At 64.4% G+C, this 14,747-nt stretch carries 13 protein-coding genes; 10 read left to right on the top strand and 3 right to left on the bottom strand.

Annotated elements, in window-relative coordinates; all coding sequences use genetic code 11:
* Positions 1-95 precede the first annotated feature (95 nt).
* Positions 96-2,114: a DUF7997 domain-containing protein gene (locus tag EKH81_RS02915; protein WP_132057838.1), complete on the top strand. Its 2,019-nt coding sequence runs from the start codon at positions 96-98 to the stop codon at positions 2,112-2,114.
* 210 nt (positions 2,115-2,324) lie between these two features.
* Here EKH81_RS02915 and EKH81_RS02910 read toward each other — a convergent pair whose 3' ends face one another.
* Positions 2,325-3,455 carry an ABC transporter ATP-binding protein gene (locus EKH81_RS02910; protein ID WP_132057839.1) on the bottom strand — a complete coding sequence of 377 codons (1,131 nt, stop codon included), beginning with the start codon at positions 3,453-3,455 and terminating at the stop codon, positions 2,325-2,327.
* A gap of 250 nt (positions 3,456-3,705) precedes the next feature.
* Between EKH81_RS02910 and EKH81_RS02905 the strand changes: the two genes are divergently transcribed.
* The 4 genes from EKH81_RS02905 to EKH81_RS02890 all read left to right on the top strand — a co-directional run bounded on the left by EKH81_RS02905 (position 3,706) and on the right by EKH81_RS02890 (position 8,123).
* The gene (locus tag EKH81_RS02905) at positions 3,706-5,016 is read left to right on the top strand and encodes an extracellular solute-binding protein (protein ID WP_132057840.1); all 1,311 of its coding nucleotides are present in this window, start codon (positions 3,706-3,708) and stop codon (positions 5,014-5,016) included.
* A gap of 7 nt (positions 5,017-5,023) precedes the next feature.
* The gene (locus EKH81_RS02900; RefSeq protein ID WP_132057841.1) at positions 5,024-5,989 is read left to right on the top strand and encodes a carbohydrate ABC transporter permease; all 966 of its coding nucleotides are present in this window, start codon (positions 5,024-5,026) and stop codon (positions 5,987-5,989) included.
* Entirely contained in the window at positions 5,986-7,068 is a 1,083-nt protein-coding gene (locus EKH81_RS02895) for a sugar ABC transporter permease (RefSeq protein WP_132057842.1), read from the top strand. Before EKH81_RS02900 ends, EKH81_RS02895 begins: the two co-directional genes overlap by 4 nt.
* Before the next feature lie 140 nt (positions 7,069-7,208).
* Positions 7,209-8,123, top strand: coding sequence for a DMT family transporter (locus EKH81_RS02890; protein WP_132057843.1), 915 nt, complete (start codon positions 7,209-7,211; stop codon positions 8,121-8,123).
* A gap of 54 nt (positions 8,124-8,177) precedes the next feature.
* On the opposite strand, the gene EKH81_RS02885 is transcribed toward EKH81_RS02890, so the two are convergent.
* Positions 8,178-8,948 (bottom strand): fumarylacetoacetate hydrolase family protein, encoded by a 771-nt coding sequence (locus EKH81_RS02885; RefSeq protein WP_132057844.1) that lies wholly within the window; start codon positions 8,946-8,948, stop codon positions 8,178-8,180.
* A 243-nt stretch (positions 8,949-9,191) separates the two neighbouring features.
* On the opposite strand from EKH81_RS02885, the gene EKH81_RS02880 reads away from it, so the two are divergent.
* Together EKH81_RS02880 and EKH81_RS02875 are read left to right on the top strand one after the other, a co-directional pair.
* A complete protein-coding gene (locus tag EKH81_RS02880) occupies positions 9,192-9,968 on the top strand; it encodes an HpcH/HpaI aldolase family protein (protein ID WP_132057845.1) in 777 nt (258 codons plus the stop codon).
* Between the two features lie 108 nt (positions 9,969-10,076).
* Positions 10,077-10,886: a fumarylacetoacetate hydrolase family protein gene (locus EKH81_RS02875; RefSeq protein ID WP_162224352.1), complete on the top strand. Its 810-nt coding sequence runs from the start codon at positions 10,077-10,079 to the stop codon at positions 10,884-10,886.
* Between the two features lie 64 nt (positions 10,887-10,950).
* On the opposite strand, the gene EKH81_RS02870 is transcribed toward EKH81_RS02875, so the two are convergent.
* Entirely contained in the window at positions 10,951-11,769 is an 819-nt protein-coding gene (locus tag EKH81_RS02870; RefSeq protein WP_132057847.1) for an aldo/keto reductase, read from the bottom strand.
* Positions 11,770-11,963: 194 nt separating this feature from the next.
* Here EKH81_RS02870 and EKH81_RS02865 point away from each other — a divergent pair, with 194 nt between their 5' ends.
* The 3 genes from EKH81_RS02865 to EKH81_RS02855 all read left to right on the top strand — a co-directional run bounded on the left by EKH81_RS02865 (position 11,964) and on the right by EKH81_RS02855 (position 14,746).
* A complete protein-coding gene (locus EKH81_RS02865; RefSeq protein WP_132057848.1) occupies positions 11,964-12,758 on the top strand; it encodes a fumarylacetoacetate hydrolase family protein in 795 nt (264 codons plus the stop codon).
* A gap of 116 nt (positions 12,759-12,874) precedes the next feature.
* Positions 12,875-13,531, top strand: coding sequence for a thioredoxin family protein (locus EKH81_RS02860; protein WP_132057849.1), 657 nt, complete (start codon positions 12,875-12,877; stop codon positions 13,529-13,531).
* Between the two features lie 312 nt (positions 13,532-13,843).
* Positions 13,844-14,746: an ABC transporter permease gene (locus tag EKH81_RS02855; RefSeq protein WP_132057850.1), complete on the top strand. Its 903-nt coding sequence runs from the start codon at positions 13,844-13,846 to the stop codon at positions 14,744-14,746.
* Position 14,747 lies beyond the last annotated feature (1 nt).

Here is a 14,747-nt window from a genome sequence, read left to right as displayed (position 1 = left end):
ATTTAATGTACGCGATTGACACACTCGCGCACGGTCTCAAGAGAGAGAAAATATTACAACAAATCTTATTGCCGAGCAGTGCGCGTCTTTCGAGTATGAAACTGCGGCACGCACTGAACGACTACAAGCGCCACCGGGACCACGACACGAAGTTCCCCGGCGAGCGCAGGTCCACGACCGGCGTCTTCTCGGGGACGGACGGCCGCCTCGTTCACGTCAGCCGAACCGGCGCGCTCCGCGACTACTCCGACCCGCTCGTCGAGCTATCCGGCATCGAGCGGTCGCGTTTCGGGGTCGAAACCGACGAGGTTCGATGGTTCGCCGGAGCCTCAGCACAGGAGTACGTCGGCGACTCGGCAGTGGTCGAGACGGCCCACGAGTTCGACGACTGGACCGCGACCCAGTACGACCTCACGGTCGGTCGCGCCCACGTCACCCGGTTCGAGCTATCGGGCGACCCGCCCGACGACGCCCGCTTGCGGGGCGTCGTCGGCTTCGCACCGGACGGCCGGGAGGGACAGCTCGCCAACCTCCTCCACGAGAACGCCGTCGAGGTGTACCACCGGGACGAACACGATTACCTCGGCGTCTCGACCGACCTGCGCGACGTCGCGGGACAGGTGCCCGAGCGCTTCGACGAACTCGTTTCGCCCGACCCGGTGGCGTTCCCGCGAGCGACCGACGCCGCCACCTACGAGGAGCCGACGCTCTCGGGAACCGTCGGATTCGCCGCGCCCTTCGAGGACGGCGGCGTGACCGTGGTCTCGCTGCTCGCCGACTCCGACGAGCGCCCCCGCGGGGCGGCGCTGTCTCGCGTGGACGACCTGCTTTCGAGGTACGACGACGCGTCGGCGCTCCGACATCGCGGCGACGAACGGGCGCTCTCGGTCGGTGAGAACGTTCCGAACCGCCGGGCCGTGACCGCCGACCTCCGCGCGCTCTCGTTGCTCTCGGCGTCGTCGGGCGCGCGCATCGCGGGTCCCGACTTCGACCCGTTCTACGAACACTCGGGCGGTTACGGCTACACGTGGTTCCGCGACGACGCCGAGATATCGCGATTTCTGCTGACCGCCGACCGGGTGTTGGGTCTCCCCATCGACGACTGGCACGCCCGGTCGGCGGCGTTCTACTGCGACACCCAACTCGAAGACGGGACGTGGCCCCACCGGGTCTGGCCGCGGAGCGGGGCGCTCGCGCCCGGATGGGCGAACGCGCGACTCGAAGCCGGGAGCGACGCCGACTATCAGGCCGACCAGACCGCGAGCGTCGCGTCGTTCCTCGCGACCTACCTGCGCCAGTGCGACGGCGAGAACGCAGACGCCGTCGAGACCGCGCTCGAACGCGCGGTCGGCGCGCTCGACGCGACGCTGGCCGACGACGGCCTGCCGGTCGCCAGCCAGAACGCGTGGGAGAACATGCAGGGCCGATTCACCCACACGGCCGCCACCTTCCTCCACGCCTACGGTGCGGTCGCGCGCGCACCGGTCGAGGCGAGCCTTCGCGACCGCGCGCGCTCGCAGGCCGAGACGGTACTCGCGAGTCTCGACCGACTCTGGACGGGCGACCACTACGCGCTCCGACTCGCCGACGGCGAGCGCGACTCGCGACTCGATTCGAGCACGCTCGCGCTCGGTGCCGCCCACCGGGAGTACGCCGCCGTGGCCGACCTCTCCGACGAGAAGCGCGACCGACTGGTCGCGCACGTCGAGACGACGCTCGACGGCCTGCTCCGCGAGACCGGTTCGGTCCGGGGGCTGGCCCGCTTCGAGGACGACCCGTGGCGACGACGCTCCCAAGACGATCCGAAGATTTGGACCGTCTCGACCGCGTGGGGAGCCAACGCGGCCGCACAGCTCGGAACGCTCCTCGCGGACTTGGGCGACGACCGCGCGGCGCGCGCCTACGGTCGCGCGCGCGGTCTCCTTAGAGAACTGCTCCCCGAGGGGTCGCTCGTCCAGTCGAGCGGCTACCTGCCCGAGCAGGTGTTCGACGACGGGACGCCCGACTGTGCGACCCCGCTGGGGTGGCCTCACGCGCTTCGACTCGCGACGATAGCGCACCTCGCAGATGTGGGCGAACTCCGGGCCGAGAACGCGGTCGTCCAGACCGATTGAGCGACCGCTTCGCGAAACGGTCGGTGACTCGAACGGCGGGGGTGAACGGGGCCGCCCGGTCGCGACCGGGCGGCCCCGTTCGAGGGCTATTTCTGTAGAGGCGCTTCGAGAAAGACGATACGAAACGACCGAAGCCGTCGAAGGCAACCGAGTCACGTCACTCTGCGAGCACAGTCGCGACCCTTCGCGACAGAATCGCTCAGAGACCTCTCACGCCGTCACGGCTTGCTGGTCGGTCTCGTCGGTGAACAGGACGGATTCGCCGTCAGGCGCGAACAGGTGGAGGTCCGACTGGTCGAACTCGACTTCGACGGTGTCGCCCCGCGTCGGTTCGAGGTCCGCGTCCACGCGCGCGATGAAGTTCTTTCCCAAATCGAGGTAGAGGTAGTTGTCGCTCCCGATTGGCTCGACCACATCCACGACGGCTTCGACGCCCTCGCCCGACAGGTGTTCGCTGACCGTGACGTTCTCGGGGCGGATGCCGAGGCGCGCGTCCGACAGGTCGGCGTCGGCGACCCGCCGGCCGCGGTCGCCGTCGAGCGCGTAGGTGAATCGGTCGCCGTTCGTGAGGACGACCCCGTCGCCCTCGTTCGCGACCGACACGTCGAGCATGTTCATAGCCGGCGACCCGACGAACGTGCCGACGAACTCGTTCGCGGGGTTCCCGTACACCGATTTCGGCGGCCCCGTCTGCTGGAGGACGCCGCCGTCGAGGATTGCGATGCGGTCGCCCATCGTCATCGCCTCCTCCTGGTCGTGGGTGACGTAGATGGCGGTCGTGCCGAGTTCGTCCTGGAGGCGCTGGATTTCGGTCCGCATCGTGGTCCGGAGTTTGGCGTCGAGGTTCGAGAGGGGTTCGTCGAACAGGAACACGTCGGGTTCGCGCACGATGGCGCGTCCGAGCGCGACTCGCTGTTTCTGACCGCCCGAGAGCTCGCTGGGCCTGTCGTCGAGCAGTTCCTCGATGTCCATCATCTCGGCGGTCTCGTACACCTTCTCCTCGCGCTCGGCCTTCGAGAGGTCGGTGCTCATCCGGAGCCCGAACGCCATGTTCTGCTCGACCGTCTTGTGGGGGTAGAGGGCGTAGTTCTGGAACACCATCGCCACGTCGCGGTTGCGCGCGTGCACGTCAGTCACGTCCTCGCCGCCGATGTGAATCTGGCCCGACGTTGGCTTTTCGAGTCCAGCAATCATCCGGAGCGTCGTGGACTTCCCACACCCGGAGGGGCCGACTACGGTGAGGAACTCTCCGTCCTCGACCTCCAGCGAGAGGTCGTTGACCGCGACGATTCGGCTGTTGTCGAACTCCTTCCTAAGCGATTGTAGTGTGACGGTTGCCATTTGAGACGAGTATTGGTAAGCAGCGGGATAGTTCTTACGGAAATATTGATGTACGATTTCGTATTACTTTCTACGCGTGGCGCGATTCGTCTCTGCAAGAAGGAACCCTGCCGTCTTGGTCTGCGAGGAGTCGGCAACATTGGCCGATATTCGACAGTATACACGCCTGAACGACCGTGAACAATATGATTATTCGTGCAAGAGTCCAAAGGTTTAATAGATGAACGACTATTTCATCACATGTACACTCATGGCACTCGACCGTAGAAAGCTACTGAAGCAGATTGGCGGTGCGGGCACTATCGCGACTCTCGCGGGCTGTGCCAGCGTTCAGGAGAGTTCACAGGACACCACAGAAAGTGGAGGGGACTCCGGCGGCGGCGATAGCGACGGGAGCGAGAGCGACGGAAGCGACGAAAGCGACGATACCGAATCGCAGGGTCCGTCCGGGACCGCGACGGTCTGGTACTCGCTTTCGGACACCGAGAAGGCGCTCCGAGAGGATATCATGCAGACGTTCAACGACGAGTCCCATCACACGGTCGATGGCTCGGACATCTCGGAGATGCAGGACAAGACGACGAGTTCGATTCCCGCCGGGCAGGGACCCGAGATTTTCCAGTGGGCCCACGACTGGGTCGGCGACTACTACGAGCGCGAGTTCGTGGTCGACGGGAGCGACCAACTCTCGGTCGAGTTGGACCAGTTCTCGGACGCGGCGGCCAACGCGGTGCAGTACGACGACGCCGTCGTCGGTCTCCCGTTCTCCGCGGAGACGGTGACGCTCATCTACAACGCCGACATCGTGGACGAAGCGCCCGAGACCTTCGCCGACATGGAGGCCGCGATGGAAGACTACCACGACCCCGATAGCGGCCAGTACGGTCTGGCGTACCCGTTCGACCCGTACTTCGTGAGCGGGTTCGCGCAGGCGTTCGGCGGCTACTACTTCGACCCCGAGAAGGACCCGGCGCTCGGTCTCGAAGCCGACGAGACGATTCAGGGCCTCGAATTCGCGGTGGACAACCTCACGCCGTACATGCCCAACGACCCGGGCTACGAACCCCAGGAGGCCGCCTTCATGGAGGGGAACGCCGCGTTCGCCATCAGCGGCCCGTGGTATCTCGCGGGTCTCAACGACAACGACATCAACTACGAACTCATGACGTTCCCCGAAATCGACGGGGGACAGTTCAGGCCGTACACCGGCATCAAGATGTGGTACTTCTCGAAGGCGATGGAGGAGGACGGCGCGGACGCCGCCGCGGCCATGGAGTTCGCCGAGTGGTTCGTCACCAACGAGGACCACCTCCTGTCGCGCGCGGAAGACCAGGGCCACATCCCGGTGCTGGCCGACCTCGTCGGAAGCGACGAACTTCCCAGCGCGGTCCAGGTCTACTCGGAGGCGGTCGACCAGGGCGTGCCGATGCCGACCGACCCGCGGATGAACGACGTGTGGGCCGCCTTGGAGGAACCGATGGTGCAAGTCTTCAACGGGAGTCAGTCCCCGGAGGAGGCGCTCACCGGTGCCGCCGAGGAAGTCCGAAGTAACTGGGAGTAAACAACACATGAGTACGGCTTCACGCGTCGTACGCCGACTAGAGGAGGTGCCGTTCCTCGAATCGCGAGACGCATCGCTCCTGTTCGTCCTCCCGGGACTGTTCGTCTTCTCGACGTTCATGCTGTTTCCCGTGTTGTATCTCGTCGGGATTTCGTTCACCGACGCAGCGCCGTCGAACCTCTTCGCCGGGGAGGGCGTGTTCTCGGTCATGACGTTCGGCGAGGCGACGTTCGTCGGACTCCAGAACTACATCGACGTGCTCACCGACCCCGAGTTCTGGAACTCCTTCGGCGTGACGTGGCTGTTCGTCGCCACGAGCATCGTGCTGAAACTCTGTCTCAGCCTCGGGGTCGCGCTGGTCGTCACCAACGACCGGGTGCGCGGACGACGGCTGATGCGGTCGTTCATCATCCTGCCGATGGGTCTGCCCGCGATTTTCACCATCACGGTGTGGCGCGGCATCTTCAGCTCCGCCGAGTTCGGACTCGTGAATCAGGTGCTCGGCACCTTCGGAGCCGAATCGGTCGCGTGGCTCTCGACGAGGTGGCCCGCGTTCTTCGCGTACAACGTCACCGAGATGTGGCTGTCGTACCCGTTCATGGTCATCATCACGGTCAGCGCGCTTCAGGACGTGCCCGAGGAGCTCCACGAGGCCGCGACCGTGGACGGCGCGGGTCTGGTCTCGCGGTTCTTCCACGTGACGCTCCCCTCGATAAAGCGGCCGGTGCTGTTCGCGTCGATTCTGACGGCCGCGGCGTCGTTCCAGCAGTTCCTGATTCCGTTCGTCTTCAATCAGGGCGGTCCCGCACGCGCGAACGAACTCATCGTCGTCTACGGCTACCGGGAGGCGCTGTCGTTCTCGGAGTACGGACGCGGCGGCGCGGTGAGCCTCATCGCGGTCGTGTTCATCGGCGCGTTCATGTGGATTAACGTCAAGCGCGGGAAACTCGCCGACGGGGTGAGCGACGAATGAGCCTGCTCTCCGGTATCGTCCGGAAACTGACCGAGGACGCCAAGAACATCCTCGCGGTCCCGGTCGAGACGGCCCGAGACGTGACCTACACGGTCGAAGCCGTCCGAAGCGGGAAAGTCTCGCCGAAAGAACCACTCAAGACCGTGGGAGCGACCGCGGGCGCGCTCGTGATGGTGCTCGCGCTCCTGTTCCCGGTCTACTGGATTCTGCAGGCGGCGCTGTCGGGGTCGGGTGCCTCGCTGTACTCGGCGAACGGAATCTCGCTGTTCCCCGAGGACCCGACGCTTCAGGCGTTCGTGTGGGTGCTCGGAGACATCATCGTTCCGGGCTACAGCATCGCGTTCAACGTTCCGTTGACCGACGTTGCGCTCGTGTTCGACACGCCGCAGGTCACGCTGCTCGACGCCTCGACGTACGGCATCGACAGACCGTCCGACTTCAAACACTTCCTGTGGAACAGCGTCACGGTCGCGATTCCGACCGTCATCATCGCGATGTGTCTCATCGTGCCAGCGTCGTACGCGCTGTCGCGCCGCGAGTTCATCTTCCGGCGCAAAATTCTGTTCCTCTACGTTCTGCTGACCCAGGTGGGCGGCGGTCTCGGCATCGCGCTCCTCATCGGCCTGTACGCCATCTACGTCCAGTTCGGAGTCAACGACAGCAAACTCGCGCTGTCGGTGTACTACGCCGCGACCGCGGTCCCGTTCAACACGTGGCTGTTGAAGACGTACATGGACGGGATTCCGGTCTCCTACGAGGAGGCCGCCGTGGTGGACGGCGCGCCGCCGTGGCGGGTCGTCACCGAGGTCATCATCCCGCTCTCGACCGCCGGTCTCGCGACGGTGTTCATCTTCACCTTCCTGACCGGGTGGACCGAGTTCGTGGTGGCCCAGACGCTCCTCGGGACGGACAACTACACGCTTCCGGTGGGTCTCTACTCGCTGGTGGACGAGTACTCCATCCCGTGGGCGCGGTTCTCGGCGTTCGCGCTCACCTTCGCCACGCCCATCATGCTCGTGTACCTGTTCGCACAGCGGTACATCGAGGGCGGCCTCTCGTTCAGCGGCATGGAAGGCTAAGGGCGCGGTCGGTCCAACCGCGTTTCGTCGTTCGACTGTTCTCACCGATTCGAGAGACCGCGACCCAAATTCGACCGAATGCGACGGCACGATTGCCGGAATCACGGCGTATTACTCCCACCGACGACCACGTTCGAGGAATGAGTCGCTACCGCGTGGTCGGTGCGTTCGTCGCTCTCGCCGCGATTTGGGGGTCCACGTTCGTCGTCATCGAGGCGGGGCTAGCGTACCTGCCGCCGGTGCTGTTCGCCGCGCTCCGATTCGACCTCGCGGCCGCCGTCCTGCTCGGGTACGCGACGTGGCGCGGCCACCGCCTCCGGCCGCGCGGTCGGTCGGACTGGCGGTACCTGTTTCTCGGCGGGACGCTCCTCACCGGGGCGCACTACGGCTTCCTGTTCGCGGGCGAACTGTTCGTCTCCGCGACCGTGGCCGCGGTCCTCCTCGGCCTGATTCCGATTATCACGCCCGCGCTCACCCGGGCCGTCGGTTCGAGCGAGCGCCTCGGCGCGGGCGGGGTCCTCGGCGCTCTCCTCGGATTCATCGGCGTGGTAATCATCGCGCGACCGAGTCCGTCGAACCTCGCGGGCGAGACCGTCGTCGGCGTCGGTCTCGTCCTCGCGTCGGCGGTCTCGTTCGCCGCGGGCGCGGTCCTGCTCCACGATTCGGAGTCGTCGCTCCCCGCGGCCTCGACGCAGGGCGGGATGATGGCGATTGCGGCGGTGTTCCTCCACGCCGTCAGCGCGGTGTTGCCGACCGAGCGCGGAAGTTCCGCGGCGTGGACGCCCGAGATGGTCGCCTCGGTCGTCTACCTCGGCGTCGTCGGGAGCGTGGTGGGGTACGGCCTGTACTTCTACCTGCTCGGCGAAATCGGGCCGATAGAACTCAGCTTCATCGAGTACGCGATACCGCCGTTCGCGGCGCTGACAGGGTTCCTCGTCCTCGGTGACGTGGTGACGCTCCCGACCGCGCTCGGATTCGTCGCGATTCTGTGCGGGTTCGTCGCGGTCAAGTATCCGGTCCTCCGCGGGGAGTGGCGTCGGGTCGCGAATCGGTAGCCTGTTCGGGCCGAAAACCGAGTTCGACTCCGGCCTACCGGGTTCGAGTCCGACCTACTGGTCGGGCATGAAGTCCTGTTCGACCTCGCCCGTGAATTCGTTTGCGACGAACTCGTTGCGGAGCGTGCCGACGCCCTCGACCTCGACCTCGATGGTGTCGCCGTCGCTTATCGGACTCACGCCCGACGTGGTCCCGGTCGCGACGACGTCGCCGCGTTCGAGAGTCACCAGTTTCGTAATCTCCTCGATGAGTTCTGGAACCGAGAAGATGAGATTGTCGATGGTGGACTCCTGCTGGACCTCGCCGTTCTTCCGGAGTTCGATGGCGGCGTCGTCGGGGACGCTCTCGGGTGCCGCGACGTAGGGACCGACGGGTGCGGCGTTGTCGAACGACTTGCCCCGGACCCAGTTCTGCTCTTGGCGCTGGTCGTCGCGGTTCGAGAGGTCGTTGACGCAGGTGTAGCCCGCGATGACCTCCTCGGCCTTCTCGGCCGGAACGTTCCGGCACTGTTCGCCGATGACGACGCCGAGTTCGGCCTCGTGGTCGATTCGTTCTTTGTCGGGGAGCGCGATGGTGTCGCCGTGCGCCGCGAGCGTGTTCGGCGCTTTCAGGAACAGGAGCGGACGCTCGGGAATCTCCGAATCGGTCTCCTCGGCGTGGTCGGCGTAGTTCAGGCCGACGCACACGATTTTGCTCGGTTCGGTCGGCGGGAGAATCGTGACCTCGTCCACGTCGTAGCGCTGGGTCGAGAACACGACGCCGTCGTCGGTCCATTCGCCGACGCGCACCGACCCCGAAGGGTCTCGGAAGCGAACTCGTTGCATGGCGGGAAAAACTCTGACGGATTCGCCTAAATAGATTCGTTCCCCGGTAAAATGCACGTCTCGACGCTCGGCACCGATATGCTAGAGACACCCACACACAGTTCGAATCGGGAGACAGCGGACGCTTCACGGCCACGCCCAAGAAATACATTCCCTTGGTGAGGGCGAGTATTTGGCTACGAATTTTCAGGAATATTCGATGATGCCCCGAATATTGAATACGTCGCTCGTTCAGAGGGTCGTATGAACGAACGACGGTATCTGAGCAGTCTGCTCGGCGGCGACGACCCGGTTCTCGGGGCGAGGGCCTCGACGACCGCGCCCGCCATCGTGGAAGTGTACGGGGCCATCGGCCTCGACTTCGTGTGGGTGGACCTCGAACACACGGGCAGTAGCCCCTACGACAGTCGGGCGCTCGACGAGCTAAATCGGGCCGCCGACGCGGCCGGAATCGACCTCCTCGTTCGGCTTCCCTCCGGCGACCCGCACGTCGTTCGGAAGGTACTCGACACGGGAATCAAGTCGATACTGATTCCACGCGTGGACTCGGCCGCGGAAATTCGCGGGGCGGTCGAGGCTTCCCGGTTCGTCTACGAAGGACGCCCCGGCAACTACGGCGCAGGTGCGGGCCGCGACAGCGGGTGGGGAAACGTCTCGTCGCTGAACGTCGCCGACCACGACGAGGCGGTTTCGGTCGGATGCATGATAGAGAGCCGAACTGCGGTCGAGAATCTGGACGAGATTCTGCGCGTTCCCGAACTCGGCTTCGCGTTCGTCGGCCCGGCCGACCTCTCCATCTCGATGGGCCACCCCTTCGAAAAGGACCACCCCGACGTTCGAGACGCCATCGAGGCGGTCCGGGAAGCCTGCCTCGACGCCGACGTTCCGGTCGGGTGGGTCACGAACGACACCGACGACGCCGCGGACGCCATCGAGCGCGGCTACCGACTCCTCCGACTCGGCGACGAAATCGCGTCGGCGCGGTCGGTCCTCGGGTCGAGACTCGAGAATCTTCGGTAGTAAGCTGTTATTAGTTAACAACCCACAATCTATTTCTTCTGGGCCGACTATCACTAGTCGAGCATGCGACTACTCAGATTTTCCACCGGCCGCGGCCCCCGCGTCGGGGTGGCGGAGAACGGAACGGTCGCCGACATCACCGACGGCGTCGATGGCTTCACCGACGCGCTCGAAACAGTGACGGGCGGTGACTCGCTCCCCGACGGCGACGACACCCACGACGCCGACGATGTCGAGTACCTTCCGCCGACGACGCCGACGAACACCGTGTTCGCGGCCGCGCTGAACTATCACTCGCACATCGAGGAGGTCGGCAAGACCGACCGCGAGTTCGAGTGGCCCCTGCTGTTCATGAAGACGTACGGGTCGCTGGTCGGCCACGAACAGCCAATCGCGTACCACCGGCCAATCGTGGAGCGACTCGATTACGAGGGCGAACTCGCCGCGGTCATCGGCGAACCGGCGTGGCAGGTGGACGAAGACGAAGCGCTCGACTACGTCGCGGGGTACACCGTGCTGAACGACGTGACCGCGCGCAACCTCCAGCGACTCGAAGCGGGCGACGACGACGCCATCGACTGGTTCTCCTCGAAGAACATGGCCCGGACCACGCCGGTCGGTCCGGAAGTCGTCACGACCGACGAAGTCGGCGACCCGAACGACCTCCACGTCACCTCGCGGTACAACGGCGACGTGATGCAGGACGAGGACACCGACCTCATGATTTACGACACGGCCGAACTCGTTTCGTTCGCGTCGAGTCGCGTCGAACTCCAACCCGGCGACGTGATTGCGACCGGGACGCCCGAAGGCGTCGGCGAGTTCCAAGACATCTCGATGGAGGAAGGCGACACCATCGAGGTCGAGGTCGAGGGCGTCGGCACGCTGTCGAACACGGTCGGGAGTCCGGACGAGTAATTCGGGCAGGTAGTTCGAGGGCCGGGCGACTCGTTCCGAGTCGCCCGGCCCTCGAACTGGGCGCTCACCAGTCGGGCGCGTACTCGGGGTCGTACTGTCTGTCCTCGCGGTCGATGGCGTCGATAGCGTCGATGTCCTCGTCGTCGAGGTCGAACGCCAACGACTCCCAGTTGTCGCGGATGTGTTCGGCCGTGCTCGCTTTCGGAATCGTACAGACGCCCTTCTCGCGGAGCCACGCCAGACTCACCTGCGCCTCGCTGACGCCGTGTTCGTCGGCTATCTCCCGAATCTCGGGCGCGTCGAACACCGCACCGTACCCGAGTGGCGCGTACGCGACGAGTTCGATGTCGTGGCGCTCGCAGTACTCTCTGAGCGCTTCCTGCTGGAGGAGGGGGTGGCACTCGACCTGAAGCGCGCCAATCGGCACGTCCGAGGCGTCGCGTGCCTCGTCGAGCAGCTCCGGCGTGAGGTTACAGACGCCGACGTGGTCCACGACGCCCTCGTCGTGGAGGGTCGCACACGCGTCGAACGTCTCCTCGGGGTCGTAGTCGCCAGCGGGCCAGTGGACGCCGTAGAGCAGGTCTACGCTGTCGAGACCCAGTCGCTCGAGACAGTCGCGCGCGCTGGCGACGATTTCGTCCGAGGCGTACCCCTCGGCGAACTTCGGGTGAAGCACCTTCGTCGCCACGAACACCTCGTCGCGCGCCACCCCGGAGTCCGCGATTCCCTCGCCGACCGCGACTTCGTTGCCGTACGCTTCCGCGGTGTCGATGTGGCGATAGCCGAGGTCGAGTGCGCTTCGGACGTTGTCTCGACACTCCTCGCGGTCGGTGTTTCTGTAGGTCCCGAGACCGAGCGCCGGTATCTCCGGGCGTGTTACCATACCCCGCACAATGGACGATAGATTAGAAAAGCGTTACGCCGATGGTGTGCTACGTTTGCCCCCTCGAAAGCATGGATTTTGCAGTTATCCGCACGGTATCGCGGGATTCTCGTCCGAGAACGGTTGCTCTCCGACCGAATCTGACCGATACGTACCTATATGACCTCTCGGCGAATCTTTGTAGGCGAACATCCATGCGTAGTGTACGATTCAAAGATAAAGCCGGTTCTATCCGGCGAGGCGAGTGGCGAGACGGTGTCATCGAGTTCGGCGACGACGAGTACGACCCCGCGGAGGTCGATGTCCTACCGCCGGTCGAACCGTCGAAAATCGTCTGCGTCGCCGCCAATTACATCAACCACATCGAGGAGGCCGGCCGGTCGATTCCCGAGGACCTCCCGAAGCGGCCGGGATTCTTCCTCAAGGGACCGAACGCAGTCGCAGGCCACGGCGACACCGTGACGCTCCCGACGCCCGCGGCCGAGGCCGAGGAGTTCGAAGGCCGCGACAAGGGCGACATCGAACTCGGGCAGGGTCGAATCGACTACGAGGCCGAGTTCGGCGTCGTCATCGGCGAGCAGTGCCGGAACGTCGCCGAGGACGATTACATGGACGTGGTCGCGGGCTACACGTGTCTGAACGACCTCTCGAACCGCGACGACCAGGACGCCGAGCGCAACTGGGTCCGGGGCAAGGCGTTCGACAACTCGGCCCCCATCGGTCCCGTGATGGCGACTCCCGACGAGGTTCCCGAAGAACCGCGAGTCCAACTCTGGCTCAACGGCGAGCAGCGGCAGGACTCGAACAACGACGAACTCGTGTTTCCGGCATCGCGGGCGATTCACGAGGTGTCGAAGTTCCTCACGCTCGAACCCGGCGACATCGTGGCGATGGGCACCACGGTCGGGGTCGGTCCCCTGAGCGACGGCGACCACGTCGAAATCGAAGTCGAGGGCGTCGGCCGACTCGAACACTGGGTCGAGCGGTAGCGGCATTTCCGCGGAAGCCGCCGCTCCCGGCTCCCGCCCCCGGCGATATTTTACTTCGTCGCGAAAACACTCGCTTAAGCAATAATTCTTTATCTGTTCCGCGGTTTTGATGTTGTATGGACGAAGCCACAGCGTTACTCTTCTCGAACGACGTGCTCAACGAGCGAGACGGCGAAATCTCGCTGTCGAGCGAATTCGAGTCGTCGCTCGCCGACCATCAGGCGACCGTCGCCGAGGGGTCCGGGGACGAACTCGGGGCACTGATTCGGGAGAAAATCAGCGACGAGACCGTGGTCGAACCGTTCGTCAGACTGGCCGAGAAGGACCCTCGAACCGTGGCCGAGTTGTGCGCGCTCGCCGACTTCGTGGACGCGGCGGCCGACGAGTGGCTTCCGGTCGTGCCGCTCTTGAGGCTGTTCCGACCCGACCCCGTCCGGACCGACGGCGTGCCCGACCGGTTCGTGCCGGTGCCCGGCGACCACCTCCCCGAGTTCGTGGACATCTACGCCCGACTGTTCGTGTACGTCTGGCTCGACGACTGCGAACCGTGCGACGCGCTCAAGGCCCGACTCGAGTCCGTCTTCGAGGAACCTCGGGACGTGCTCCCGGTCGCGGTGTACGGCCCGGAGTACAAGGAGACGCTCAGGCGGGAGTACGACGTCACCGCGGGACCGGCGATGCTGTTCGTGCGCGACGGAGCGGTCGATACGAGGCTGTACGGTGACAACGACGAGGGGGTCATCGAAACCGAACTCGAAGCGCTGTGGCGGTGACGACGGCCGCCCCTCGGCCGTCGGCGTCGAACCCCCGAATCTTCTGCGTGCGCCCGAACCCGGACTAGTCATCTACTGAATACATTCGGGCATCTCGTCTCTGTATCCCCAATTCTGTTTTGCCGGTTTCCTATTTCATAGGTAATTTACCCCAAGAATCATAGAGAATAGAATCATTTTCACCGAAAATCTTAATAATATACGTGGATTGCTCTCAATGCACATACACCGGAGATGGCCCGTGATTATTCCAAATAACAGTCTTTCGAACGAATGGCGAGCAAAGCGCGACCCGAATAGGAGCGAACGACGATGAGTGTCACGAACGCATTCAAGAACTTCAAAGAGAGCGACTACGGTATCGTACTTCTCAACACTCTCAGGAAGCTACTGCAGGAGCGAATCACCAAGTTCGCGTTCGTCTGTCTGGTCATCATTCTGGTTCTCGGTACTATCGGGCCAGCGATAGCGCCGTATCAGTACAACGTCCAACACCGCGAAGACGGTCAGTTACTCCGGTACGCCGAGCCGTCGCTCGACCATCCGCTCGGGACGAACGACCGGGGTGAAGACGTGCTGTCGCGGCTCCTGTACGGCGCGCGAACCACCGTCATCACCGGCCTGCTGGCGGGGTCGCTCATGCTCTCTATCGGGCTTTTCGTCGGCGTGACCGCGGGGTACGTCGGGGGGAGAACGGAGAGCTTCCTCATGCGATTCGTGGACTTCATCTACGGGATTCCGTTCATCCCGTTCGCAATCGTCCTCATCACGTTCTTCGGCGCGGGCTTCTACACTACGATTGCGATAATCGGCCTGGTGTTGTGGCGATTCATCGCCCGCGTCATCCGGTCGCAGGTGCTTCAGATAAAGCAACGGCCGTACATCATGGCGGCTCAAGCCGCAGGCGCGAGCACGCCGTGGATTATCAGAAAGCACATCCTGCCCAACATCGCGAACATGGCCGCGCTGTTCTTCGCGATGGGCGTGGGGCTGGCGATTCTCGAACAGGCGGGGCTGTCGTTCATCGGCGTGACCGACCCGTTCAACCCCACGTGGGGAATCATGCTCAGGAACGCCCACCAGTCGGGCCGCGTGGTCGAAGCGTGGTGGTGGTCGTTCCCGCCGGGCATCATGATTTCGCTGACGGTCCTGTCGCTGTACCTCCTCGGGCGGGGCTACGAAGGCACGAGCGGCGACGACGAGGTGGTGGTCTAAC

This window comes from Halorussus amylolyticus (genome assembly GCF_004143485.2).
Taxonomy (GTDB): Archaea; Halobacteriota; Halobacteria; order Halobacteriales; family Haladaptataceae; genus Halorussus; species Halorussus amylolyticus.
The sequence above is the reverse complement of the archived record's forward strand: the minus strand, read 5'-3'. Positions and strand labels throughout refer to the sequence as shown.